General features: G+C 61.9%; 21 protein-coding genes and 2 pseudogenes. 3 read left to right on the forward strand and 20 right to left on the reverse strand.

What is annotated here, in order from left to right; all coding sequences use genetic code 11:
- Nucleotides 1-19: 19 nt before the first annotated feature.
- A complete protein-coding gene (locus tag NKJ58_RS18940; RefSeq protein WP_245266008.1) occupies nucleotides 20-820 on the reverse strand; it encodes a helix-turn-helix domain-containing protein in 801 nt (266 codons plus the stop codon).
- Between NKJ58_RS18940 and NKJ58_RS18945 the strand changes: the two genes are divergently transcribed.
- Together NKJ58_RS18945 and NKJ58_RS18950 are read left to right on the forward strand one after the other, a co-directional pair.
- Nucleotides 819-1898 (forward strand): trans-sulfuration enzyme family protein, encoded by a 1080-nt coding sequence (locus NKJ58_RS18945; protein ID WP_245261060.1) that lies wholly within the window; start codon nucleotides 819-821, stop codon nucleotides 1896-1898. The genes NKJ58_RS18940 and NKJ58_RS18945 overlap by 2 nt on opposite strands.
- A 548-nt stretch (nucleotides 1899-2446) precedes the next feature.
- On the forward strand, nucleotides 2447-4093 hold the full coding sequence (locus NKJ58_RS18950; protein WP_352853609.1) for an MFS transporter: 1647 nt from the start codon (nucleotides 2447-2449) through the stop codon (nucleotides 4091-4093).
- A 408-nt stretch (nucleotides 4094-4501) separates the two neighbouring features.
- Here NKJ58_RS18950 and NKJ58_RS18955 read toward each other — a convergent pair.
- From NKJ58_RS18955 to NKJ58_RS19010, 11 genes and pseudogenes are all read right to left on the reverse strand, one after another.
- A pseudogene (locus tag NKJ58_RS18955) lies at nucleotides 4502-4894 on the reverse strand (nodulation factor fucose acetyltransferase NolL); the annotation flags it as partial.
- 1289 nt (nucleotides 4895-6183) lie between these two features.
- Nucleotides 6184-8151 carry a relaxase/mobilization nuclease RlxS gene (gene rlxS, locus NKJ58_RS18965; protein ID WP_023708047.1) on the reverse strand — a complete coding sequence of 656 codons (1968 nt, stop codon included), beginning with the start codon at nucleotides 8149-8151 and terminating at the stop codon, nucleotides 6184-6186.
- Nucleotides 8152-8337: 186 nt separating this feature from the next.
- Nucleotides 8338-9024 (reverse strand): lytic transglycosylase domain-containing protein, encoded by a 687-nt coding sequence (locus NKJ58_RS18970; protein ID WP_023704126.1) that lies wholly within the window; start codon nucleotides 9022-9024, stop codon nucleotides 8338-8340.
- A complete protein-coding gene (locus NKJ58_RS18975) occupies nucleotides 9012-9560 on the reverse strand; it encodes a S26 family signal peptidase (RefSeq protein WP_352853611.1) in 549 nt (182 codons plus the stop codon). The genes NKJ58_RS18970 and NKJ58_RS18975 overlap by 13 nt, the downstream gene beginning before the upstream one ends.
- On the reverse strand, nucleotides 9557-9826 hold the full coding sequence (locus NKJ58_RS18980; RefSeq protein ID WP_023672373.1) for a helix-turn-helix transcriptional regulator: 270 nt from the start codon (nucleotides 9824-9826) through the stop codon (nucleotides 9557-9559). Before NKJ58_RS18980 ends, NKJ58_RS18975 begins: the two co-directional genes overlap by 4 nt.
- A 171-nt stretch (nucleotides 9827-9997) precedes the next feature.
- Complete coding sequence (locus NKJ58_RS18985) at nucleotides 9998-10321, reverse strand: DUF736 domain-containing protein (RefSeq protein WP_023672372.1); 324 nt, start codon at nucleotides 10319-10321, stop codon at nucleotides 9998-10000.
- Nucleotides 10318-11538, reverse strand: coding sequence for a hypothetical protein (locus NKJ58_RS18990; RefSeq protein WP_352853613.1), 1221 nt, complete (start codon nucleotides 11536-11538; stop codon nucleotides 10318-10320). Before NKJ58_RS18990 ends, NKJ58_RS18985 begins: the two co-directional genes overlap by 4 nt.
- Nucleotides 11456-12199, reverse strand: coding sequence for a hypothetical protein (locus tag NKJ58_RS18995; RefSeq protein ID WP_245261062.1), 744 nt, complete (start codon nucleotides 12197-12199; stop codon nucleotides 11456-11458). Before NKJ58_RS18995 ends, NKJ58_RS18990 begins: the two co-directional genes overlap by 83 nt.
- A 265-nt stretch (nucleotides 12200-12464) precedes the next feature.
- Nucleotides 12465-12884: pseudogene (locus tag NKJ58_RS19000) on the reverse strand (DUF2958 domain-containing protein).
- A gap of 246 nt (nucleotides 12885-13130) precedes the next feature.
- The gene (locus tag NKJ58_RS19005; protein ID WP_023753774.1) at nucleotides 13131-14093 is read right to left on the reverse strand and encodes an ArdC family protein; all 963 of its coding nucleotides are present in this window, start codon (nucleotides 14091-14093) and stop codon (nucleotides 13131-13133) included.
- Nucleotides 14094-14632: 539 nt separating this feature from the next.
- Entirely contained in the window at nucleotides 14633-14866 is a 234-nt protein-coding gene (locus NKJ58_RS19010) for a helix-turn-helix domain-containing protein (RefSeq protein ID WP_023708050.1), read from the reverse strand.
- 104 nt (nucleotides 14867-14970) lie between these two features.
- Here NKJ58_RS19010 and NKJ58_RS19015 point away from each other — a divergent pair, with 104 nt between their 5' ends.
- The gene (locus NKJ58_RS19015) at nucleotides 14971-15252 is read left to right on the forward strand and encodes a DNA -binding domain-containing protein (RefSeq protein ID WP_081731646.1); all 282 of its coding nucleotides are present in this window, start codon (nucleotides 14971-14973) and stop codon (nucleotides 15250-15252) included.
- A gap of 94 nt (nucleotides 15253-15346) precedes the next feature.
- Here NKJ58_RS19015 and NKJ58_RS19020 read toward each other — a convergent pair whose 3' ends face one another.
- The 8 genes from NKJ58_RS19020 to ccoP form a co-directional block, all read right to left on the reverse strand.
- Nucleotides 15347-17257 (reverse strand): putative bifunctional diguanylate cyclase/phosphodiesterase, encoded by a 1911-nt coding sequence (locus NKJ58_RS19020; RefSeq protein ID WP_023708051.1) that lies wholly within the window; start codon nucleotides 17255-17257, stop codon nucleotides 15347-15349.
- A 293-nt stretch (nucleotides 17258-17550) separates the two neighbouring features.
- Complete coding sequence (gene ubiM, locus NKJ58_RS19025) at nucleotides 17551-18732, reverse strand: 5-demethoxyubiquinol-8 5-hydroxylase UbiM (protein WP_023708052.1); 1182 nt, start codon at nucleotides 18730-18732, stop codon at nucleotides 17551-17553.
- A gap of 415 nt (nucleotides 18733-19147) precedes the next feature.
- Entirely contained in the window at nucleotides 19148-19264 is a 117-nt protein-coding gene (ccoS, locus tag NKJ58_RS19030; protein WP_352886926.1) for a cbb3-type cytochrome oxidase assembly protein CcoS, read from the reverse strand.
- Nucleotides 19265-19365: 101 nt separating this feature from the next.
- A complete protein-coding gene (gene ccoS / locus NKJ58_RS19035) occupies nucleotides 19366-20358 on the reverse strand; it encodes a cbb3-type cytochrome oxidase assembly protein CcoS (protein WP_198023244.1) in 993 nt (330 codons plus the stop codon).
- Nucleotides 20355-22643: a cation-translocating P-type ATPase gene (locus NKJ58_RS19040; RefSeq protein ID WP_352559076.1), complete on the reverse strand. Its 2289-nt coding sequence runs from the start codon at nucleotides 22641-22643 to the stop codon at nucleotides 20355-20357. The genes ccoS (NKJ58_RS19035) and NKJ58_RS19040 overlap by 4 nt, the downstream gene beginning before the upstream one ends.
- On the reverse strand, nucleotides 22640-23137 hold the full coding sequence (locus NKJ58_RS19045; RefSeq protein ID WP_352853615.1) for a FixH family protein: 498 nt from the start codon (nucleotides 23135-23137) through the stop codon (nucleotides 22640-22642). The genes NKJ58_RS19040 and NKJ58_RS19045 overlap by 4 nt, the downstream gene beginning before the upstream one ends.
- Nucleotides 23134-24693, reverse strand: a complete 1560-nt coding sequence (gene ccoG / locus NKJ58_RS19050) for a cytochrome c oxidase accessory protein CcoG (protein WP_352853616.1) — start codon at nucleotides 24691-24693, stop codon at nucleotides 23134-23136. The genes NKJ58_RS19045 and ccoG overlap by 4 nt, the downstream gene beginning before the upstream one ends.
- Before the next feature lie 128 nt (nucleotides 24694-24821).
- On the reverse strand, nucleotides 24822-25685 hold the full coding sequence (gene ccoP / locus NKJ58_RS19055) for a cytochrome-c oxidase, cbb3-type subunit III (protein WP_023708059.1): 864 nt from the start codon (nucleotides 25683-25685) through the stop codon (nucleotides 24822-24824).
- Nucleotides 25686-25687: the final 2 nt, after the last annotated feature.

Raw genomic sequence — 25687 nt, forward strand, 5'->3', positions numbered from 1 at the left:
GTTAGTAATCGGCGGGGCCTTACGGAACGTGCCCCTGAATCTTCGCTGCCGTCGACGAGTGCCCCGGATTTCGGTGTCCACCACGCTCAAGCACCGCCATCGTGAAGTGGGCGGGCACATCAGATGCCGCCGCATATGAGTGAGGTTGGTCAGTGACAAGCCGCGCACTCTCGCCTTCGCTTAAAATTTCCACGTGGGTACCTACCACAACGCTCAGGGCACCCTGACTGACCGAGATCAGCTCGCGCGTATCCGGACTATGAGCGTCCGCGGAAAACACATCGCCCGGCATCATGACCCAGCTCCACAGTTCGAACATCGTGCGTCCCGAGGTCGACGAATGCAGTTGCGCAGAGCTTCCCTTGGCGCTCGTCCAAAGCCTCCTGGTCTCTGTCCGCTCGATGGGAAGGCGCACCGTGGAAGGGTGCTCGTTCAACAAATCGGCCACCGAGAGCGAAAACGCCGCCGCCAGCCGACACAGTATGCCGATACTGGGGTTCGCCCTACCCTGCTCCAGCGCGACCACGGTTCCCTTCGATAGGCCACTTAGTTTAGCCAGGCGATCCAGGGTCAGGCTTTGGTCACGCCTCAAGTCTCGGATCCGGGCTGCTATCGCTTGCCCAAGCGCTTGCTCGGCATCAAACGCTTCCGTAACATTGGTCATTATATTGACTTGGGTCCTCGGCTCACGTATTGCGGTCAGTATAATGACCGGCACGAAATTGCAACTGCCCGTTAGGAAGGAATAACCGATGCGTTTTGAGACGAAGGCGATCCACTGCGGCCGAGGTGTCGACGCGTCCACGGGGGCCGTATCCATGCCGCTGCACACCAGCACGACGTTCGAACGAGGCGCCAACGGGTCATTTCCGTCCGGCTTCGAATACACAAGGGATGGAAATCCGACACGCAATGCGTTCGAGGCGGCCATGGCGACGCTTGAGGGAGGGGGAGACGGCATCGCCTTCGCTTCGGGCATGGCCGCAATCGCTGCAGTTTTCGAGAGCCATCCGTCGGCGGGTCGGATCGTTCTGCCGGATGACATGTATTTCGGCATTCGTTCGCTGATCGAAGAGACCGACATTGGGTCTCGCTTCGACTTTGCCCCCGTCGACATGCGCGATTTGGATGCTTTGCGCGCCGCGGTGACATCGAAGCGGACTGGCCTCGTCTGGGTCGAGACGCCGTCAAACCCGATGATCCGCGTTGTCGACATTGCGGCCATCTGCGCAATCGCGCACGAGGCAGACGCCTTGGCGGTGGTGGACAATACGTGGGCCACCCCAGTGCTTCAACTGCCACTCGAAATCGGGGCAGACGCGGTGATGCACTCGGCGACAAAGTACATTGGCGGCCACTCGGATTTGATGGCCGGTGTCGTCATTGTCCCAAACGCGTCACCCCTCGGTCGCCCATTGCGGATGGTCCAGAAACACAAGGGCAGCGTCGCAGCGCCCTTCGACTGTTGGCTGGCGTTGCGGGGCCTGCAGACATTGCCGGTCCGCATGCGCGCCCATTGCGAAGGCGCCCAGAAAGTGGCCGAGGCCCTGGCGTCTCATCCGCGCGTCGAAAAAGTGCTCTTTCCTGGTTTGCAAACTGATCCGGGACACGATCTTGCTACGCGGCAAATGAGCCATTACGGAGCGATGCTATCCTTTATCGTCGAGGGCGGAGCCGATGCTGCAATGGCCGTGGCCGGCCGCCTGAAGATTGTTGTCCGGGCGACAAGCCTTGGCGGGACGCATTCTCTGATAGAGCATCGCGCATCCGTTGAAGGTGCGAAGTCCAAAGCGCCAGGCGGATTGCTGCGAATTTCTGTAGGGCTTGAACATCCTCAGGACATTATAGATGACCTGATGCAGGCCCTAGGCGAAACCTGCAAAGCGGGAGTCCAATGACGGGTGCAAGAACTCTGGCGCCGCTTTACGTGACGGCTGGCGCAGCCGACGATCGGCAGAACAATGTTCCTGCTGAGTAGAACGCACGTCCTCTGGTGAACCGCTACCGCCGTGTCGCATTGTCTCGGGCGTGGTGGTCGCCTGGGTGATGAACGTCTTCGGGTTTCCGGACGATGGCCACGCGCTCGACCGGATAGCGGAAATACCCAGATTTGCCGTTGACCTACTGCTGCTCGACCTCGTCGGAGATCGCGGTCAACAGATGGGATGGATGTGCTGGCACTACGGCAGTTTGACAAGCCGGCCATCGGGGCGCTAGCACCGTCCAAAGCCAAGAGTCGCAGGGCAGAACTGACCGCACCCAGCGGGCTGCGGGACCCATCAGCTAACGGCCAGGTTGGTACCTCAAGGCGCATCAGCACCATGGATGTCACATTGTCCTTGTTGCGAGCGCGATTTCGGAACTTCGTTGTGACGCAGTCTGTGCACAGAGCGCACCGCTCTAAGCAAATGAGCGGACGAACGACACCCAGTGGAGGAGAGAAGTGATGCGGCGTCAAGATCCTCCGCGCTTTGCGGCAAACACACTGATCCCTCTTCACAACCCGGTCTTTCGTTCTATCTGGACAGCCACGCAGATATCCAGCCTTGGCTGGCTGGTGCAGAGCGTGGCTATAAGCTGGCTCATGGCGACGATTTCAGCCTCCGATCTAATGGTTGCGCTCGTACAGGCTGCATCGACACTGCCCGCGTTCTTCTTGTCGATCCTTGCTGGAGCCATTGCAGACAGCTTCAGCCGCCGCGGCGTGATGCTTGCCGGACACTGCCTTATCGCACTGGCATCCACGGCGCTGGCACTCGCTGTGGGACTGGGCTTTGTTAGTCCATGGCTGATCCTGGGACTGAGTTTCTTGGCCGGATGCGGCTTTGCCTTGAACGATCCAGCATGGCACGCGTCGGTAGGCGATATCCTGGAAAAGCGCGACATACCCGCCGCAGTGACGCTGATGTCGGTGGGCTACAACGTGGTTCGGAGCATAGGACCGGCGCTGGGCGGTGTAATCTTAGCTTTGCTAGGCCCCCTTACGGCTTTCGCCCTCGCTGCGCTGAGTGACTTGGTCCCGTTGAGCGCTGTTCTGCGCTCAAAGTGGCAAGTTCGCTTTTCGCCTCTTCCGCGCGAGCGGATGACTACGGCCATTCATGATGGCATGCGATTCACGGCAATATCCTCAGAGATCAGAGTGGCGATTGTGCGTGCAACCCTATTCGGGCTGTCAAGCATCTCGATCCTTGCTCTGCTCCCCCTCCTGGTTCGCGACCAGCTGGCGGGAGGGCCAATTGTTTACGGGGTGCTATTGGCTGGCTTCGGCACAGGCGCCTTCATAGCCGGCATTGGCAGCAGCTACTTGAGACGCATTACGTCCCAGAACCGATTGATCACGCTCGCATCCGTTGCTTGCGCAACGTGTTGCCTTTTGATGGCCCTCACATCGTCGGTGGCTGTGGCGGCGATCGCGCTTGCAATCGGTGGCGCTGGCTGGGTTGTCACCTGGACCGGAACCGACGTGTGTGTGCAGTTGGCAAGCCCAAGGTGGGTCGTTGGTCGGACCCTGTCCATCTATTACGCCCTGACCTACGGCGGCATGGCAGCGGGCAGCTGGATCTGGGGTGCTGTCGCGCAGTACTATTCGCTGACGTGGGCTTTGGAAGGTGCTGCAGCGGCACTGTTGCTGGTCGCGGCTGTGGGAAAGCTATTGCCAGTGCGGCTATGGGAGGAATCGGATCAAGCGGCCGTGGACTTCAGGCCACCAGAACTGGCCCTCCCTTTGAAACCCAGGAGCGGTCCGATCGTGATCAAGGTGGAGTACTCGATACCCGAGGAGAGTATCGATGAATTTCTGAGCTGCATGCGCGAAAGGCGGCGCGTTCAGAGCCGCGCCGGTGCGCGGGACTGGACCCTCCAGCGCGACCTTCAGAAGTCGACGCTTTGGACCGAGACATTCCGCACGCCGACATGGACGGACTATCTTCGTCTAAACCATCGGCTGACGGTGAATGACAGGGAGGTAGGCGAGCGCCTTGCCGCTCTGCACATGGGTGATTCTCCGCCTCGCATCTCACTTTCAATCGAGCGGTCGACAAGCCCCGCCCCCGGCAGCCAAGTCCAGCCTGTGCCTTTTGTATTGCGCCCGTGAGATAACCAAGACTTGTCTGGGCTTGGACACGGAACGAGCTACTCCTTGATTTGTCGAGCCTGCCCGGATTGCAAATCGTTCCGGCCGGTTAGGCGAGCATGAGAATTCGCGCGGCAATTATGTCAATCACGGGTCCCATGTTCAGCCCGCCCCCCCTCTGCCGCCAGATCGGCTTGAGCACGGATTCAGGTCGCCCGTCCTTTGCATAGCGGCGGGCAACGAATAGCAAGGGGGCGAAGGGTATCCCCGTCTGCGAAGCGGGCAGAGGAGGAATCCGCAAGGCGGGTTGCTGGGGAGAGGGGTCGCGCGCCTCTTTCCGCCTCACTTAGAAAACGTGCGGCCAAGCACGTTCATGTCGGCCGTGGGCGGCCGCAACAATTGCCTACAAGGCGCAAGCGTCGTCACATATTAAGCGTAGCCGCGCGACAACCATCCGTGGTCACGCGCAATCCTGCGAATTGTCAAGCGGAGACAACGATCGCGGCACCAAGCAAAGTGGCGAACCCGATTCTGCTCGGGAGATCCCAAAGCTCTCCGAACCCTATTAGATCCATGAAGCGAAACACGGCGCCCTGAAGCAGGTAAAGCAGCAGTGTGCTCTGACCAAGCTCCACCGCAACAAAGCGAGCTACGCGAGTTGAATGGCCAACTCTCCAGCATAGGAACATAAGCTGCGTTGTGACTGCAGAAGTTGCTACGGAGCCAATGAACATCAGCAACACTTGTCTCGCCGACTCTCCATCGTAGATCGAAACGAGATTGTTGTAGACGTAAGTCCCTTCCCCAAACAAGAAAGCACACTCACGGCGTGCCGAGCAGCTTGGCCAAGGAGCCGCACTGGGGCCTCCGGAGTGAGTGTTATCGCTCAAGCAGCCACGTCGGCGCGGCCTAAAATCTTCGATGAGCGCGTCAGGAGAGCGTCGATCTCCACATTTCTTCCAGGAGATCGTCCCCACATCATGATGGCCACGGCTCTAACGGGCTGGTGCCCTCCCTTTCCCGTTTTTTGTCTCGATGCTCGGTTGCGCCGCCCGCCGGGGCAAGGCAAAAAAATCGTCGAGGCTGAGCCCCCACTGCGGCTTCGGCGAAATATTCATCCACGGGTTCGCATCACCGCGGGCAGCGGGCGAGTTCGTCGATAGGAGTGCGGATGGAAGTAGGCGATGCACATCGTCACCAGCGGCTCAGATTGTGTGAGGTCCACGGCTCGCTGGTTTCCGCCGACGACGGCGCGGACGGCATCGGTATGCGCAGAGCGGGTCCGTCGGCTTGGCGTCAGTTTCGGGGCAAGGGGCTATTGCTGGTCGCGCGGCGCTGAGTTGGGCGGAAGGATCGACGGCGCAACCCGGGGCTCCCGCGCGACGAGCAGGTTTTTTTCCCGGTCTGACCTGGCCTCGACTCCAGATGTCGCGATGACCGACGTGGCCGGCGCGATTGAACGGGTCTCATGCCCAAAGCTGCCTCGGTGCCCAGTAGCGGCACCGCATGACCCACCCGGCGCTGCTCGAAGTAAACCGCGGCCAGCCAACATCCGAAGGTGCGCCAGACCCGATGTCGCGGCGGCCTGATGGCTCCGGCGCCGTGCCGCGGCAGAAAGCTGCCGATCTCGTCTGGCATGGTCGCTGACCGCATCGTCACCCGGGCCATCGCAGCGACTTTTCTCCGTTACAAAGTCCCCGCGGGACGGACTGCCAGTTCACGCCAGGGCCAACAGCACCCGCAGGGGCGACCGCCGCGTCTGCCGGTCCTGCGAGTAGAATAAGATCGGGAAGTGCGGCTTCATCCTCGATGCCAGAGCTCGCTTCGCCGTACCGCGGCCGCCATAGCCCCTTGCGCTATCACGAGTCAGCCCACCTTTCTAGCTGGCAGCCATCGGGAGCCGATCCGCAACCACAGGGCGGCACCTGTCGGCCCGGCCTCCGTGTCAACGCAGAACATGATGCATATTCCCAGCGCTTTTTGACAGAGCGAACTACAAAATGCAGAACACTGACTCTCCGCCAAATGAATGCTGCGAGCAAGCAGCAGGCGGAGGAACTCCGTCTGGGCTGAGTACCTGTTTCAACGTGAACAAATAAATTGTAGCCAGTTCACGAAACGCCAGGCCCGCTCCTCTGCCGTCCGATCGTCCAGGAAATCCCCGCGGCGCGCACCACGCCAGACACCTCCTTGCCGATATGATGCTCAAGCACCGGCCGCCAGGGCACCAGCGTGAACTCGCGCGATTTCTCGATGACAGCGTATTTTCCGCCGGCGAGCTCGACGCAGCGGCGCAGCGTACCGTCTATTCGATTGCCATGCTGCGCTTCAGAATACGAGAGCCCGAGTTCGTCCGAGAGCTGACTGGCAACACGGTTCAGCTCTCGTTGGCGCAGCATTGAAAGCATGTTGGCGCGATAGATGACCCGATCCTGCGCATCATGGGCAAGACCTTGCGCGATCAGCCACTGCTGTCGGCGGGCCTGGACCTGACGTACTTCTCGACCGAAGCCAGAGTCGCGCAAGGACTCAGGGTGGGCTGATACCAGCTCCTGGTCGATCCAGGTGGCGCCGTCAAAGCCTACTTGGCTCTCCAGCGGCATTGATGAGAGCTTGTCGACGACAACAGGCTGGGCCCTCGCTCGTTGACGCTCGTAATCCGCGACGCGGTTGAGATGGTCGGGCGCGACTGTCCATGTGCCGTCCGGCTCGCGCTCGACGCCACCGGTCGCACGGCGGATCGCCTCCAGTCGCCGCACGTGCGTTTCGGCAAAGCGTTCGGTGGCCGAGGGGTCATGCTTGAGATGGATATCGATGCTGTAGCGCCCGTCGTTGACCGTGGCGATGCCGGCAATTGTGCGGTCGACTTTTCTTGGCCCGGTGTCCCTCGGCCTGATCCGCACTATGCAGCCTTCTGGTGTCGGTTGGGTGGCCTCGCCTTTGCCGATATCAAAATAGTGGCTTTTGCCGTCCACGCCGTCGACGACGAGGTAATGGCGGTCAGTGATTTCGTCGGCCAGCCCGCGCCCGACGACACGTCCGACCACGGTTTGGGCCGACCCGTCGGATCGATCGTGGATAAGATAGTCGGCGGCACTGCGGACGAGCCCCTTGCCGGTCAGCTCGCGATGGATGGTCTTGACAATGTCGCCGCGCTCGCCGATGCGGCGTAGCGTGGCTTCGAGATCATCCTCCAGGCGCCAGCGACCCGAAGGCATCTCCTCGGCGAGGCCCATCCGCTCGAGCTTGCGCAGGCGGCCCTGGTGCAGCGTCTGGCGAAAGGTGTCTCGGCTGGCTGGTGAGACATGCCCCTCGTCGCGCATGCGCATCAGCTGCCGGTCGATGCTGGTGAAGCGTTCCTGCTCCATCTCCTGGCGCAAGCGCTGCTCGATCTCGCGGTCGGTGCGCGGGCCAAGGTCGAGGCTAACCAGTTCGGCTGCGCGCTCGCGCAGGCCAGAGGAGATGTAGTCCCGCGCGATGACGAGGTTTTCGCCGTGATCGTCCCTGCCGCGCACGATGATGTGGGTGTGAGGATGGCCGGTGTTGAAATGGTCGACGGCCACCCAGTCTAGCCTGGTCCCGAGGTCTTCTTCCATTTGCGCCATGAGGCGCCGGGTGAGCAGCTTCAGGTCATCATACTCGATACCGTCTTCAGGGGCGACGATGAAGCGGAACTGATGACGGTCACCGTTCGCGCGATCGAGAAAGGCCCTGCCGTCCGCGTGGTCTTTGTCGGCAGCGTAGAGCTCGCCACGCTCGCCTTCCCGGGTGACGCCGTCGCGCTGGAGGTAGCGGAGGTGCGCACGAGCTCCGTCGACTCCCTTGCCGGCCAGCTTGACGATGCGTGCCTTGACGACTGCGCGCCGCTGCCGAAACGCCGCGTGGCGGTCGCGTGCTCTAAGAACGGCGGCAGCAGCCCCGCCGCGCCCCACCCGGCTTCCGATGAAGCGGCTGCCGCGTCCGCTCCTGCCGCCTGCTCGGTTGACCGCGGCCTGGACCTGGCCAGCGTAGCGTTTGCCCGCCTTCGAGCCGCGCGAGCCAATTTTGCCGAGCCTCGGCGTGAATTCGTCATCCTGCATGCGGCCTCCGATGAACCAGCAGCAAAATCAGAGGCTTGCGCGCCAGACCCTCCTGGACCCGCAGGCAACCTCCCGGGAAAACGATGTGCAGACAAACACTTCGCCGCCCCAGGAGGCGATGCCTTTATCTTGCCTTCCGCGGACCTGCCTCCCTGCCCCCCGCCCGAACCGCGGTAGCCGCTGCCCTCACCTGCGATCCGGCCGGCCTGACCTTGCTCGCTCCGATCCGAGCGGCACCAGGAGGTGGCCATTCGGGCCGGTCACGGAAACACCGTTTCGGAGGAAAAACAGCGACTGCCCGGAAGGGATTCCCGGCGCGCTTTTGGAACGGGATTTGTCGGTGAGCGCGTCCATATCGGCGGCCGAAATGCCCGCCGCCTTGACCTCTTCCAGATACGAAACCGTCTCGCTGGGCAGTGGCCGCCCACGCTGCAAATGCTGTTCGTAGCGCTCCGGCCCGGCGTTATAGGCTGCAAACAGGCCTGGAAATCCGAAGCGGTCATACATGGCGCGCAGATAGGCAGTGCCTGCCAGAATGTTGTCGCGAGGGTCGTGCGGGGCGGCTCCCAGGCCAAGCTCTGCGCGCAACTCCTCGTAGGTGCCTGGCATCACCTGCATCAGGCCAATGGCACCGGCGCTCGACGTGACCGGCCGTCCATTGAGCCTTGTCTGCCCCCGGCTTTCGGCATCCATGACGGCATAAATCCAAGTCTGTGGAATGCTGAAACGCCGGCTTGCTTCGGCTACGAAGGGCTGCCATCTTGCAAGCTGCGGACTATGGGAGATGACGACCGGCTTCGTGTTGGTCGCCGCGGAACAGGAGCATGGTGCGAGAGACACCATGCCCAGCATCAGGAGGGTCACTCGGTCCATAGCGGCACGAGCCTCCCGATGATATTTTCGGTCGGCACCGGCCCGAAATAGCGGCTGTCGAACGAGCGATTTTTGTCGCTGCCGAGTAGGAAAACCTCGGCAGCGGCGAGCCTTCGGCAGGCATTCCACCAAGGCAGCGGACGGTGCTGCGTGTCGGTTGCAAGCCGGCGCGCGACAATCTCGCCGCCGATGATGATGGCGTCGCCGAAGGCGCAGACATGCTCGCCAGCCAGCGCGGCAAGGTGCTTGACCAGCGGCACGTTGCTGGGCAGATAGAAGCGTTCGGCGGCCAGATCGACGACCGGTTTTGGCGGGCGGACGAGTACGAGATCACCAAGAGCCGGCGATCCGGACGCGACGCGATAGAGGCCGACCGGCGCACTCGCCGAGGCGTTCCAGACCAGCCAGGGCGATGGTTTGCCGAAGGCGGCGAAGCCGATCAGGGCAAGGCCCATCGTGGCCATGGCGATCGTCTTGCGCGCCCGAATGCGCCGCAGATGGCTGCCGATCAGATGGATGGTGGGACGCCGGCTCATGAGCGGCCTCCCTCGCCGGCCGAGCCGGAATCGTGCCCGCCGTCCTCGGGCCCGGTCTCCTGCGCGTGCCCCTTCGACCAATCGTCGAGTTCGTCGATGTGATAGCGGACATAGCGGCCGTGCTTGCGGAATTGCGGGCCGCCGCCTTTGAGGCGCATCTTCTCCAGCGTGCGCTGGGACAGCCCGATATAGAAGGCCGCCTGCGCGGTATTGAGAAACGGACTGCCCTTCTTGGCGCGGGCTGCGCGTTCGTTTTCGTCGTCCATGATGATCCTCGTTTCGCTACGGACAAGCCAAGGCGAGGATCGGCGAGCGAGATCGTTTTGGGGACGGGCGAAGAGTGGGGGGCGAGTTTTCGCCGCCCCCTTCGGCGGCCTCACGGGTCCTGAGAGAGGACCCCGCGCCGGTGGCGGCGCGGGGCTTTCCGGATCGGCCGGTTAGTCGACCGGGTTCCAGATGATGGCGTAAGTGTCGTCGTCATCCTGGCCGGCGGCGCGGCCGAGATTGGCGTAGAGCTTGCGGGGGCCAAACTCGGGGGCGGCAATCGACAGGCTCACATAGTCCTTGCCGGAGGTCTCGCCGGTGCGGATCCAGCCCGCACCCACTTCGACCCCTTGCGTCAGCACCCGGAAGTCGGGATGGGTGTCGGCGCTCTTTGCCTGATTGGGCACGATATCGATGTCGGCGCGGACGCTGAGCGTCTTGAGCTGGCCCTTGTAGCCGCCGTTTTCCTGTTTGGTGACGTATCCGATCGCGGTCATTTCCAGTCTCCTCTTGGTGCTCGCAAGGGACCATTCCCCTGCGATGGCGGACCGTGATGGGCGGGTCCGGACCGCCGGAACCGGGACGGCCGCAGCGATAGCGGAGGACCCGCGCGGGCAGCTTTTTTGAAGCGAAGCGGCGCGAGGAAGCCGCCGCAGGCGGCGGGGAAAAAAGCTGCCGGCGAGGGTTTCGGGCGGGCCTGATCCGCCCATAGGTCGACAAGCCAGCCGCAGGGAATGGTCCCCGAGACACAATGGAGACAGGTGGCGCGATCGGTGACACAAGAAGCCGGCCGCAATGCAGAGCGCCGGCTGCGCGGGCTCTGTCGGCAACCGGATCGGACAATTGGCCCCATGGGCCTTTGGCGCCTCAGCAAGCAACCCGGCGCGGTGCGGGGCTGCCGAAATGGGGCGAACTGGCGTCGGAATTTCTCGCGCGCGGCACTGGCTCGACAAGACGCCCAATAGGCAGCCGGCGTGGCCCGTAGCGGCGCGCGCGACCTGAGCGGCGGTAATCGAGAGAACCGCCGCTCGGGCCCTGATCGACTATTCGCGCACGAACAGCGGCTGCACTTGTGTCCACTGATCGGCGGTGCGGAGCCGCTGCGGCTGGTGTAGCTTTCGGCCGGGAATTTCATCCAGCGCGGCAGCCAGGTCTCGACCCAGGGGCGGCCATTCTCGCCCGCCAGGAAGTCGCGGATGATGTTCTTTTGCGTCTTGACCTTCTCGGCGACATTGCCGTCCGCGACCAGCTTGCAGCCGACGTCGGCCAGCATCGAATTGGCGATTTCCTTGTCGCGCAAGAGGTCGAAGAAGGCATCGTCCGGTTGCCACCATATGCCCATGTCGACGTTCAGGTGGTTGCCGAGCGCCTCGACGACGGCGCTGCCGGCTGCAAGCGTCTCGGCCATGACAAGGGTGAGAACGCGCATGACATCGTCGTCGCAGAGCGCCAAGAGGCGCGCGAACACGCCGGCGATAGCAACGGCGTCGCCATTGCCGCCGGCTACCAAGCTATCCTCATCCGGTGATCCGAGCAGGGCCAATACCTCGCGCCGCTTTTTGCCGAATGCGGCTTCAGCCTTGCAGCCGGCAAGGCTGGCAGTCACCGTCTCGTTGGCTGCGCGCTGCGGCTCAGGCCGCACCTGCCACAGGCCCGAACCGGTGATGGCGTGCGCCACCACGAGGCGCAGCGCCACGGCGGGATGGTCGAGCATGGCCGCGCGCACGGCGGCATGGCGATGCAGATCGATATAGTTGTGCATCGGGCCGGTGACTTCGGGGCGCGGCAGCTTGGCGGCTGTTTCTTCTTGCTCGCCGCCCTCGCGGGCGCGGCGGGCTTCCTTGCGTGACAGCCAGCCCTCGTGACACTCGACCTCGCCGCGATGCGAGACAGTGATGACGATCTTGCCGCCCTTCTTCTTCGGGGTCTTCTCGTGGTCCATGCGTGGAAATACTGGCCCGGTTCCAGCGCACAACCTCGCTCCAGCCCTCGTTGAGATAGGTGTCGCGTTTGGTGGCAATCGCTTCGTTCTGCTTTTGCCAGAACAGGTCGGCATCGGCGAAATAGCTGTCGTCGCCGAACAGGTCCGAGGTGATCAGGCCGGGATACTCCTCGATGGCAAACAGTGCCACCTTGGTGGAAATCGACTGGCCGCCGAACAGCCATTGCTTCAATTGATAGCCACGCGGCGCGTATTGATCGGGATCGGCACAGAGTGCCAGCCAGTCCTTCTGCTGCGCCTTGGAAGACATGGTGAGATGGCGCACCGGCTCGGTGTCGATCTCCTCGCGCCGATAGGCTTCGCGGATTTTGGGCAAGAGGTCGCCAAGCGCCAGAATGCGTTTGACCTTGAGATCAGTGATGCCGAAGGTCACAGCGATGTCGAGAACGGTGCGGCCTTGCCTGACAAGCCGCGAAACGTCTCCCATTGCCATACTTCGTCAGGATCGAGGCGGGCGAGGTTTTCGATCAGGAAGCTTCGAGCGCATCGGCGTCGTCACCGTCCTCCATGATGGCGCAGGGCAAGGGATCGCCTTCACCGCGCTCGTCGGCAAGCGATTTCGCGGCGAAATAGCACCGCCTGCCGGGTTGTCCCCGCCGCGGAGGCCGAAGGCCGACGCGGCGGGACGGTTTTTGCGCCTATCGGCGCTGCTGTTCCGCCGTGTCGGGCGGAAGCTCGGAATGGGGCTTTGATAGGGCGTCTGCTGCCTGCCGCAGCAGTCGCTCGGCCTCGGTGACGTGGCCGCAAAATGCGGGCGGCTTCGGCATGGACGGAGATCGGAAAGCGCGCCTGGAAATGCAGGTCGCGCTCTATGCCGAGGCCAAGCGGCCCTTTTACGGATGCAAGCTCGGCCAGACTGACGCTGCCAAGTTCGGGGAAGCCGAAGCCGAGATCGCAAAGACCGAACAGCGTGTCGCCATCGGCGTCGAGTTCGCTCAGAAGCGAGGTCGCGGCACCTGTCGGATCCAACAGTTTCACAACGGGAAAATGGTGATGTCGGCGCCGGCGGCGCCATGGGCGAGCAGTCGTGCGCGCAGTGGATTGGTGATCAGTATCATGGAAAGACTCCTTGTCAGAACGGGTCGCGTTGACTTCTTGCGTCCGGCGGGAGAAAGGTTCACCGGACCTTCCTCTGATCCGCCTCCCCATTAGAGACCGACCTCGAGCAGCTTTGCGCCGCGCGCGGACACATCGGCGCGTCCATCAGGAGGGTTTGCCCGCGTGGTGATCGGCTGGACGCCGGGAATGAGCGTCTGCTCCTTTGCGGCGTCGGCTCGGTCGCGGTCAGTTGAGGTCGCGCATCGTCATGCCGCAATGCCTTCTTGCGCCTCGCCTTCCGCATCGGCCGGAAGGCCAAACAGGAAATCAGCGGCCTTCGAAGCTAGGCTGGCGGCACGGAATATAGCGCGGTTGTCCTCGCGCAGCACCTTCAGCCATGAGCCGATGTAATCGGCGTGACGCACGGTCGGCTCGATGCCGAGATTGCTGCAGACGAAGGCGGCAGTGATTTCGGCGACCAATTCTTCACGCGCGTAGGCCTTGGAGCCGAACGAGCCGGAGAGGTCGCGAGCAAGCCGCGTCGGGTGGCCGGTCCAGTGGCCTAGCTCGTGAAAGCAGGTCCGGTAATAGTCGATCTGCTGATGGAACGCTGGCTGCGGCGGCACCTGAATGTGGTCGCTGCACGGCATGTAGAAAGCGCGATCGCCGCCGACCCTGAAATCCGCACCGCTGGCGAGAATGAGCGTCTCGGCCTGCGGCACGATCTCGCACTGTGGCAGCGGCTCGGCAGGGGCATGGAGGTGTTCCGGAAGATTGTCGCATTGCGCGACATTGAAGACGGTAAAGCGCTTCAGAAAAGGCACGGCCTGTGGTGCATCGCCCTCGTGGCGTGCGCGCTCCTTCTCGTTCTTTGGGACAAAGCGGTCGGCATGCACGATCGTCGTGCCGCGCTCGCCCTTCCTGACATTGCCGCCCAGGGCAAGCGCCTGCCGGAAGGTCAGCCATTTCTGGCTGGGATAGCTGCGCTCGATGACGGCGCCCCACAGGATGAGGATATTGATGCCGGAATAGGTGCGCCCCGTGGACGCATTCCTCGGCAGGCCGAGGCCTGCTTTTGCGCTGCCCCATGGCTTGACCCATGGCACGGTGCCGCGCTCCAGCTCGGCAATGATGCGGTCGGTGATCTCCTGATAGAGGCTTGCGCCTGGGCGCCTGCCCTTGCCTGCGCCAGCCTCTCCGCTGGTGGTACGCTTGCTGTTTGCACGCATGTGTTATCCTCCGCTCGCCAATCGCCGCGCCTTTCCCCGGAAGCGGGGTGGGCGGCGAGTCGCGACCGGAAAGGCCCGCCGTGGTAGGCGGACCGCATCCGAAGGACCGGAACGAAGAGGAGGACCCTGAGCGGCACGCGAAGGGTTGCGGGCTGCCGCGGCGGGTCTAGAAGGGAGTGCCGCCCGCCCCGCGCCACCGGGAAAGGCCAACAGACAAACCGCGCCGCCCGCAAGGGCGGCGGCCGTCACAGCCCGAAGGGCTGCCCACGCCAAGGGGCGAAGCCGAATGGCCGAGACCGCCTGAGCTTGCCGAAGAAAAGCGGGCTCGGTTCACGAGCACCTGGTGCGCGTCGTCAGGCGCGCGGGCGCCCGCCAAGTTTTTTCGCACATGGTCAGGCGCCGCAGTTACGTCGAGAACCAAAAGGCATCGGCGCCGTGCGCGCGGCTTCCTCCGAAAACCAGCGCTCGCCTTTCAACAAATTGAGGCGTTGTCCCCCTCAATATTCCTGTCCGTGATCATGATAGATGCGGCGCGCCCGCTAGGACCGGAGGCTGGAGAGAATCTCGCACGGATCAGCGTCAAGGGCCGCAGTTATGTCGAGAAACTCGATGACATCGAGACGCCGCTCTGCGCCCTCGTACTTGGCCACGAAGGATTGGGGACGACCAAGCTTGTCAGCCAGCTGCTTCTGGGTCAGGCCTTTGGCCTTGCGCAGCAAAACCAGCCGGGCCAGGAACCGCTGGTGGCGGGGCGATCGAAGGGATTTGGGCATGGAGGCGAACCGGTCGGGTAAAGACCGGATCAGCGACTAATCCCGGTTTCGGATTATCCCATTTTGGGATATACTGCCTGCGCTCACAGGCGAGGTTCGCAGGCATGAATGGACCAATGGGAACAGATGAGACTCGAAGCTCAAGTTTGAGCGATGAAGTCCCCTGGTCGGAGAACCTCACGAGCTACGACAGGGAGCATTTCACGATCTACCTGCGGATCCTGGATGCCTGCGCCGAGAATGCCAGCGAAAAGGAGATGGCCGAGCGCATCCTCGGCATCGACCCGTCCATTGACCCGGTCCGCGCCCGCAAAGCTCTTCGCAGCCATATCGACCGTGCGAACTGGATGGTGACGACCGGCTACAAGGAACTGTTCGCCGGCTGATGCACAGCGCCCAATGCCACGTGTTTCGAGTAGGCAAGTCTCTGTAGCCAAATTCGGCAGCGCACGGCCGCGACAGCGGGCGCTGCGGGAGCGGTCACAACTGGTTCGCGTACTGTTTGACTGCCATTTCCAGTGCTTGCATCAAAGGCACAGCCTTGGAGAAGAGGAAGCCTTGAGCGGTTCGGCAACCAAGCTTGTGCAGGGTTTGCCGATCCGCCTCTGTTTCGACGCCCTCGGCCATGACCTCGATCCCGAGCATGTCACCGAGTTGGATGACCGATTTGACAAGCAGTCGGTCCTCTCGGGACTTGGCCAAGCCGCGAATGAAGCCTTGGTCTATTTTCACCTTGCGTATCCGACGGTCCTTGAGAGATGCCAAGGTAGAAAAGCCGGTGCCGAAGTCGTCGAGCGCGATGGAAATACCGGCATGCGAAAGCCGTCCGAGCTTTTCATCCACTCTGTCCGGATCCACCGGCGATTCTTCGGTAATCTCGATTTCGAACATCGTCGCAGGCAGGCCTCTTGCGGCCAGACCATCCAGAACCATGTCGTCGATATCGCCGGCTTCCAGTTCGCGCGGGGAAACATTCATCGCCACACGAATGTTACGACAGTCAGCTTTCACCAAGCCGTCGATAAAAGCACAACAGTCGGCGAATACGGTTTGCGTCAGCAGCTGAAGCATTCCGGTTTCGCGTGCGGCTGTGATGATTTCGGGTGGAGAGATGGCACCATGTGTCGGATGGGACCATCTCAGCAAGGCTTCAAAACCGACCACGGCCTCGGTGTCGAGTTTCACGATCGGCTGGAACCAAGGTTGCAATCTTCCCGTCTTTATCGCCGAATGAAGGTCCCGTTCGATGGACTGGCGGCGTTGGAGTTCCCGGTCGAGTTCGGCATCGAACAGGCAAAATTCGTTCCTGCCATGGCGCTTGGCCGTATAAAGGGCGATATCGGCCCGCAACAGCATTTCAGTCAGGCTCGACGTCTGCGCCAAGTATATCCCTATCGATGCCCCGACGCGCACGGACGCGACCCCGATATAGGGGCGAGCAATTTTGGCTATGATATTGGAGGCGAGATCACTGGCAGAAAGCGAAGCTCTCGTTGAGGGAAAAACCAGCACGAATTCATCGCCGCCGATACGAGCTAGCGTTGAGCCTTCCGGTGCTTCCTGCTCTATGCGGCGGGCGATCATGACAAGCAGTTCATCACCGGTCCTGTGACCGTAGGTGTCGTTGACAGATTTAAAGCCGTCCAGATCAATCAGCATTGCCACGAAGGGGCCATCCGCGGTCTTGAACCGACCGATGGCGTGTTCAAGGCCCCGCCTGTTGAGAAGGGCGGTCAAATGGTCCTCCCTGGAGTTGCGCTCCATTTCCGACGCAAGTCGCTCTGCCTCATGTCTCAGGCGGCTTGCTTCGCGGAAGCGCGCCTGCCCAACAAACGAAGCTCGGACCAAGCCGCCCATGAAGAGCAGAACGGTGAAAGCCAGAATGTAGCGTTCAAAATTGCCTTTCGCCAAAAGGCACGCCACCGTGATGAGGAGTGGAGGTGTGATGAAGCTGGTCGCCGCCGCGGCATACGAACTGCCATATGTAACCGCACCAGCTGAAATGCCCGCCAGTATGACCAGATGCATCGGTGCTTGAGGTGTTGTGTATCCAACAGTCAGCACGGCCGGGAAGGACCAGGCAAACCCTGCCAGAAGGGCAAGGACGCCAAACATGCGAAGGCGCGGCAAAACGCCAAGCAAATCCTGATGGCGCCCCGTTTCCTTTAGCTGAAAACGGGCGAGTGCAAGCCGGGCGGCATTTAGCGCATTGACGACCAGGAACCAGCTTGCAGCGGCAAAGCCGCCGCCAGAAAGGGCCTGCACCCCGCAAATCAGGCCTGACAGGATCGCGCTTATCGGCATCGACACGAAGAGCCCGGCCCTCAGGTCAGCAAGCTGATCCTGACGGATTTTGGCCTCCAGCGATTCTTCTTTCTTTAGGGGTGCCATGAATGGACCAGCTTGCTTCCGTCATTGTTCGCGAGGACCAAACCTATGCAAGCCCACTGAAGGACGGGTTAACTACCCAGCGAGGGTAACCAGTGCGCTCACCATGCTTCGGGTCACACCTTTGGCTTAGCATTGCCGAATCATCAAGGTTTCGCCCGCGCGCGTGCCTTGATCCGAATCATGCCATGATCGGCAACGTCACCAGGAAGCAGCCTTGCCCGCGACGCTGCGAGCCAGCAAGACAAAGAAGCCGCGCCGAGACAGCGCTCCAGAGCGGTAGCGCTCTGTGCGATTCACCGCCTGAGCATGGCCGAAATGCCATGGCGGACAAAGGGAAGATGTTGGGCAAAGCGGAGCCCAGCATGTCTTGCAAGCCGTGCCGCCGGGTGCTCGCTTGAGTAAAGACCGACAAGCATGTTGGTGGCATGATAGAGCGGCGCCGCCGACAGCCGCAGCCGGCTTTCGTATCTGCCGAGCATGTCGGGATCGGCAATGTCGCGGCGGGCGCGACATGCTGTCAGTATTTTATGAGCGAGTTGCTTCTGGCCGCTGAGGCCGATGTTGAAGCCATGCGCGGTCACCGGGTGCATGCCGATGGCAGCGTCTCCTATCAGTGCCGCACTCGGTGCCGAGAACTTGTGAGCCCAGGTCGTGACCAGCGGATAGGCATGGCGGGTGCTTGCCAGGGTCATCTGCCCGAGGCATCCTCGACACCGGTTCATCAATTCCATGAGGAACAATTCGTCATCGAGAACAGACAGTCTATCGGCCTCGATTGAGCGCAAAGTCAGAAGCAGCGACGACACGCCTTCCATGAGCGGCAACATCGCTATGGTCTGATGGTGGTCGAACCATTCGACCGCGATCTGGTGATGGAAGCGCTCGTGCCTCACTCGGCAAATCAGCATTGAGTGGCCAAGCGGATGGATGTTGGCGCCAATGCCGAGCAGGTCGCGCATCGCGGACAAACGCGAATCCGCTGCGACGAGCAGCCGAGCGGCCAATTGCCTGCCATCAGAAAGCGTTATGACCGCCTCGTCGTCGCTATTTGTTGCATTGACGACCGAGTTGCCGCACAGCACCGGGGCATGATCCTGGAAGTAGACAATTTTGAACAGGGCATCGCGGATCCGACAATTTGGGACCAGAAATCCGAGTGGTTCCCCAGATCCGCTGGGAGTATCGAAGCACAGGGCGAAAGGGCTCGATCCGTTGAGCACGCGCGCGCCATGAAGCGGTGATTTGTCCGATGCGGGGATGGCATCCCAGGCGCCGAGCTCGCGAAGGATTCTCACTGATGCGTGGGTCAGCGCGATCTCGCGACCGTCGAAAGCCGGATTCGCGAGGCTGTCGAGCGACTGCCGTTCAACCACAGCTACCTTGAGTCGGCTCCGGGCGAGCGATGCTGCGAAGGCAAGTCCGACCGGCCCAGCTCCGACGACAATGATGTCGAATGTCTCGACAGAGCCGGCCATCAGCGTGCCGCCATAGCGGCTATCTGCGATACGAAGCGCTCTTGAAGCATCGCAATCACCCACGGTTTGCCGCTCATCTCCCCAGCGTCGATAGACATGCGTTCTCCGTTGGAAGCCTGGTCAATGAAACCATGCCGATGAAGAGATAACGCTGATCTGGATCAACCAGGCTCGACAAACCCGGCAACTGCGGGTTCACGGTCGAGTGGTCGATTGCCGCGAAAACGTTGCATGTCTAGTCATTCTGAATGGTCGGCTTCCCAATCGCGTGCCCCTCCTACCCAAAGGTTCGGCAACGTGTTGTGGCTGATCCGTTCTTCGCACGCGCGCCGATATCATCATGACGAGGCAATCCAGCTAAAGATTCGGTCGATGACGACCAGCATCCGCACAGTCGTTGACGCCGCCGACCGGTTCAGCCTCGCGGCTCTTCCCGATCGATAAGGATCCGCTGGGCGGAGCCGTCGAGATCTTCGTATTGGCCGCTCGTCAAGATCCACAGGAAGCCCCGGTCCAAGCCCCACCAAAACAGGCAGCGGCCATCGCATTCCCTCAGGACGGGCGTCTTCGCTGCCGACAGCGTGCTCGCCAACCATGACGGGCGCTATACGCCGAAGCAACTCGCCGACGGCCTCATGTCCAAGTGATGTGGGAAGGGAGCAGAACCAAAGGGACTCTGCTTGGCGTCCCCGCTTTTTCCGCAGCTATGAAACCGTCACCGAACGGGTCCCTACTGAGGAGGAGGCCGTCCTTGACTTGCCCGACGCCGGCAACCTTCTCAGCCGCAACCATCGCTGCCTTCCGCTGACGCTCATCGACAATCGCCCCCTTCAGTTCGACAAGGCCGTCGCTGACCCTCACATCGATCAAGTCACCACCGCTCCAGGTTTGTGACTGCAGTTCGGCAAGGATAGCCTTGCGGATCAGGTCGTCATCGGGTGGCGTGGTGCCCTGTTTCGGCATGGCGCGGATCAGGACAAGCAGCAAATCAGTTCGCGTGATGATGCCGACGACCCTGTCCCGATCGACAATCGGAACATTGTTGATGCGATGTTGCATCATCAGGTCGACAATATCTGCAATCGGGGCGCCAGGAGGCGCCGAGATGACGGGTGTGGTCATCACCTGATGGATAATCCGTCCATTCGAGCGCGCATAGTCATTGGCGGTTGTGCCCGGGCCAAGATCAAGCTCCAGCCAGCGCGGACGCACACGCTGGGTCCCGAGTTCCTCTCGGCGCAAGAAGTCGCTTTTGCTTACAATGCCGATCAGGGTGCCGTCGCTGTTCGCTACCGGCAGGCAGCTGACCTTTTTTGAAAGCATGAGCTCGACCGCTTCGGCTATCGTCGCGTTCGCATGCGTCGTGATGACTGGCTTCGTCATTATGGATTCGGCTTGCATCCTCACCCTCCTGATCTTTCGTGACGACGATAGGACATCCCGACCCGCGGCGCGTTGATCTGAGTCACTTGGAACGAGGAGGATTCTATCGCGGTCGATAAGAATGCGCTCCGCCGCGCCATCGAGATCGTCGTACTGGCCGCTTCTCAACGCCCACAGGAAGCCGGACAGGCCGAGTGCGCCAAGGAATAGCGCCACCGGAATGAGATAGGCGAGCGTCGTCATGAGGATCGGGCCAAGGCGCCGGCCCGCGCGGGCCTGTCCTGCCGCGCAGTTTCGGACGACGCAGCCGTTGCGAAGCCTTGCAGACGCATGGCATTTCCAATCACAAGCAATGACGAGGCAGACATCGCGACCGCCGCGATGAGAGGCGTAACATGACCCAGAATGGCGATCGGCACGGCCACAGCATTGTAAACGATCGCAATTGTTATGTTCTGTCGGATCAGGCTTCCCGCCTTGCGCGACACGTCCAGCGCCAGCGGGATCGCCAAGAGGCTTTCGCGCAGAAAAACGAAGTCGGCTGCATTGCGGCCAATGTCGGCCGCCGTGGCGGGTGCGATCGAGACATGCGCGGCGCTCAGCGCTGGTGTGTCGTTGAGCCCGTCGCCAACCATCAGAACCTTGTGCCCGTCTCTCGCCAGGCTCTCGATGCGTTCAACCTTGCCGGACGGTAGCAGGCAGGGAACGAAGTCATCGACACCAAGCATGTCGGCAACCTCGGCGCAGGCTTTCGCAGTATCGCCCGACAGCATTTCCACGCACATACCAGCGTTGCGCAGTTGATCGATCGCTGCCCTGGTGTCGAGGCGCAGCGCATCCTCGAAAACGAAGGATGCGACAATCATGCCGTTTTTCGTCAGGACTGTTCCGCCGTAGCCATGTTTGCCTTCGCCGCCGGTTCGAGCCTTCCAGCCAGCCCATCCGCGTCTACCCAGCCGCCAGATGCTACCGGCGGCTGTGGCTTCGATCCCGAAACCCGGGTGCTCGGTCACCGCGTCGAATTTGTGCTGGCTGCTGCTGACGGAAAAGCTGGCAATGGCCTTTGAATATGGATGACGCGAATGCGCGGCCAAGTCGGCAGCGATTGCCAGCATGGCGGGATCAATCGAAGCTGCGTTGACGAGCCGTGGCTTCCCAAGCGTGAGCGTCCCGGTCTTGTCGAACACGGCTGTATCGATCGTCGCCAGGCGCTCCATGGCCGAGCCATCCTTGACCATGATGCCGTTCTCGAACAGGCGCCGCGCGGCGACTACCTGAACGATTGGAACGGCGAGGCCAAGCGCGCACGGGCATGTGATGATGAGAACAGCGATGGCGATCGTCATCGCCCGGTGCCAGTCGCCAGTCACCGCCATCCAGCCCAGGAAGGTTGCCAAGGCGGTGAGATGAACCACGGGCGCGTAGAGTGCCGACACGCGGTCGGCGATACGGCGATACCGGGCGCGACCACCTTCGGCGGCCTCCATCAACCGAACCATTTCCGCCAGGAATGAATCCTTGGCGGCCGCTGTCGCCTCAATCGTCAGCGGACCGGTGAGGTTGAGGACACCGGCCTGCACAATCTCCCCTGGCGCGACGTTTCGCGGCGTGCTCTCGCCAGTGACCAGTGAGCAGTCAAGATCCGACGCCCCATGAACGATCGTGCTGTCGACGGGGATTCTCTCGCCGGCTGCAATGAGCAGTTGCATCCCCGGTTCGATTTCGCCCACCGGCAGATAGTCCCGAGCGCCATCGCCGCGCAGCACCATGGCACCGCGTGCGGCCAACTGTGACAGGTTCTTTACCGCGGTCCGCGCGCGTTCCCGCATCACGTGATCGAGCGTGCGACCGATCAGGAGAAAGAACAGCAGGGATACCGATGCGTCGAAATAGGCGTGGTCGCCATGGGTGATCGTCTCATAGAGGCTCATGGCGTAGGCCAGCGACACGCCGACGGCTATCGGCACGTCCATGTTCATGTGGCCGTGGCGCAGCGCATTCCACGCCGCCTTGAAGAAGATGCCGCCGGCGAAGGCCAGCGCAGGAATGGCGATCAGAGCCGAGACCCAGTGGAACAGGTCGCGGGTGGCGCCCTCGGCGCCGGACCAGACCGACACCGAGAGCAGCATGATGTTGCCCGCAGCAAAGCCGGCAACAGCGACGGCGCGGATAAGCTCCGAAAGCACCTTGTCCTTTGCATCAATCTCGGCTTCGAACAAATGCGCCTGATAGCCGAGCCGGCCGAGCACAGCGACCAAAGGTGGAGCCTCGTCGCCGCGCCAGCGGACTGAGACCCGCTTGGTTGACAGGTTCACGCGAGCTGCCTCGACGTGACCGAGTTTTCCCAAGGCCGTCTCGATCGTCTGGATGCAGGCGCCGCAATGAACGGTCGGCACCGAAAGGTCGGTCTGATGAAGGTCGTCGCCAAGCGATCGGCTGGCCAGCCTGACCTCCTGGCTGGACGGCAGAACTGAAGTGGCGCTGACAAGATCCAGCGCGACTTCCGCGCCCGGTGCACAGCAGCTCATTTTAGCGCTCCATTGGAAATCATGACCCTGCGCACGTCGCGATAAGGTTTTGCCAGGCCGGCATCGGCGTCGATTTCGACAATCCACACTCCGTCCCTTGGCACGTGTTGTGCTGCAAACTCCTGGCCAGAGACGAGGACGAGCGTGACGGACTCATCCTCTTTCTCGTAAGCCGGATGGCGAAACAGCACCTTCACGCCATGCAGGGAAACCGGTTTGCCCGCGGCGTCGATGATGCCATAGCGGACTTCGTCCCATGCGATGGTCAACTGGCCGGTCCAGCCAAGCGCTGCCTGCGCACGGCCTTCCTCGGCCTTCTTGTTGAATTGCTGGCTCGCCACATAGGTATTTTCGACGACAAGGCCGGTCCAGCTTGTATTGGCAAGCGTCGCCATCGTCAGATTGACCGCGATGACCACGCCGAAAAAGGCAAGGACGGTGGCCAACATGTGCCTGCCGGTGAACTCGCGGGGTTTTCGCGTGGTGGCGGTCATCTGGCGATCTCCGGCGCATTGAAGGTGGCGGTGTATTCGTTGGACTCGAAGCTGACCTTGTCTTCGACCCGGAATGTGAAGGTCTGCGCTTCGCCGTGGATCTGATCGGCAGGCACGCGCACGAAAATTTTCAGCATCTTCAGCCGGTCGGGTTCGACCTGGACTGCAAAGGAGCGATCGGCGGGGAGATGGACGCCAACGATGCTCATCTCCGCGCCTGGCAAACCCCCGAGGGTGACGATAATCGTTCTCGGTTCGGGGATCATGTTCAAGAGCTTGACGGTATAGCCATTGCGGATCGAGCCGTCCGAGAGCGTCACGAATTGCGGGTTGCGGTCGTGTAGGACATTGATTTCGAGCCGGTCGCGCGTCAGCAGCGAAAAGAGCAGGCCCAGCCCGATCAGCGACCACATGGCCATGTAGACATAGGTTCGTGGCCGAAAGATCTTGCGGATATAGAAATGCGCCACCCTGTCCGAAAACAGGCCGTCATCCGTCCTGACCAGTGATGGATCGACCGAGCTGGGGCCGCCTGCGGTGGCCAGCATCATGTTGGCGTTGTAGTCGGAGAGCGTCGCGTAGGAGATCAGTCCTCGCGCTTTGCCGAGCTTGTCCATGACGCCGTCACAGGCATCGATGCAGAGCGCGCAGGTGATGCATTCGAGTTGCTGACCGTCGCGTATGTCGATCCCCATCGGACAGACGGCGACACAGGCATTGCAGTCGACGCAATCGCCGACGGGATGCCCTGCGGCAAGAACCTTCTTGGCGTGACGCGTGCGCGGTTCGCCGCGCCAGTCATTGTAGGTGACGGTGAGCGAGCTCTCGTCGAGCATGGCTGCCTGGATGCGCGGCCATGGGCACATATAGGTGCAGACCTGTTCGCGCATCAGCCCGCCAAACGTGTAGGTCGTCGCCGTCAGGACTGCGACGGTGATGTAGGCGACAGGCGCTGCCGTGCCGGTGAAGAATTCGCCGAGCAGCGTCGGCGCATCGGCGAAATAGAAGATCCATGCGCCACCAGTCGCTACGGCTATGACCAGCCAGATGACGTGTTTCGATGCCCGCAGCACAAGCTTACGAGTGGTCCAGGGACCGGCATCGAGCTTGATGCGTGCGTTGCGGTCGCCCTCGATCGCGCGCTCGACGACCAGGAACAGATCGACCCATACGGTCTGTGGGCATGTGTAGCCACACCAGGCACGGCCAACAGTCGACGTGATCAGGAAAAGACCGACGCCGGCCATGACCAGAAGGCCGGCGACATAGTAGAATTCCTGGGGCCATATCTCGATGAAGAAGAAGTAGAAGCGCCGGTTGACGACATCGAGCAGCACCGCCTGGTCGGGGGCAAACGGACCGCGGTCCCAGCGCAGCCACGGCGTCAGATAGTAGATGCCGAGCGTGATCGCCATCACGATCCATTTGAATCGGCGAAAGCTGCCCGAGGCCCGCTTCGGGAAGATCTTCCTGCGCGCGGCATACATTGGCTGGCGCACCTTGGCGGAGTTGACCGTCGTGGGTTCGATCCGTTCTATTTGCGTGTTATCGAGCACGAGAAGCTCCAGTCACCAGCGACGATTTCGCCGGAAGCCGACTCATCGGTTCTGGATGATGCCGAGGCCCGGCTTGCGCCGGGCCTCGTCGCTTGGCGGGAGGGGGAGGACGAGAATAGGCTGCTTTCCTATTCTCCGCCGCCAAGCGAATGGATGTAGACCGTCAGTTCCTTGACCTTGATCTCGCCGAGGCGCGCGCCCCAAGCCGGCATCACGCCGTGTTTCGGTGCGGTTACCTGGGCGGCGATGGCCGCTTCGCCTGACCCGTAGAGCCAGATGGCGTCGGTCAGATCTGGAGCGCCGAGTTCCTTGTTGCCTTTTGCATTGTCGCCATGACAGGCCACGCAGTTTTCGGCAAAGACCTCTGCGCCCGGCGCGACCAATGCTTGATTGACGACGGCCCCCGACAGACTGGCGACGTAGGCGCTGACCTGTTTGATCTGGTCGGCGGTGATGATGTCGGCAAAGGCGGGCATTTCCGACAGGCGCGTATCCGGATCGGTGGCGAAGCGAATGCCATGGGTGATCGTCTGCTGGATCTGGTCCGCCTTGCCGCCCCACAGCCAGTCGTCGTCGTTAAGGTTGGGGAAGCCCTTGGAGCCCTGGGCGCCGGAACCATGGCACTGCACGCAATTGAGCTTGAACGCGGCACCGCCGGCGGCGACGGCGAATTTGCGCAGCGTGTCGTCCGCCGCGATCTCCGAAACACTTTTCGCTTCTATCGCGGCGACATATTTGCCCTTGGCCGCTTCAGCCGCGGACAAATCGTTCCCGACATCGTTGCGGCTGGAGTAGCCGAGCACCCCCTTGGTTGCCGTGTGCAGCAGAGGCCATGCCGGATAGGCGATGGTGTAGCCGATCGCCCAGACTATGGTGATGTAGAACGTCCAGATCCACCAGCGCGGAAGCGGGTTGTTGAGCTCCCGGATGCCGTCCCACTCATGACCGGTGGTTGAGATGCCGGAAACCTCGTCGATGTGATCGCTGCTCATGA

Source organism: Mesorhizobium sp. M0139 (assembly GCF_040322455.1).
Taxonomy (GTDB): domain Bacteria; phylum Pseudomonadota; class Alphaproteobacteria; order Rhizobiales; family Rhizobiaceae; genus Mesorhizobium.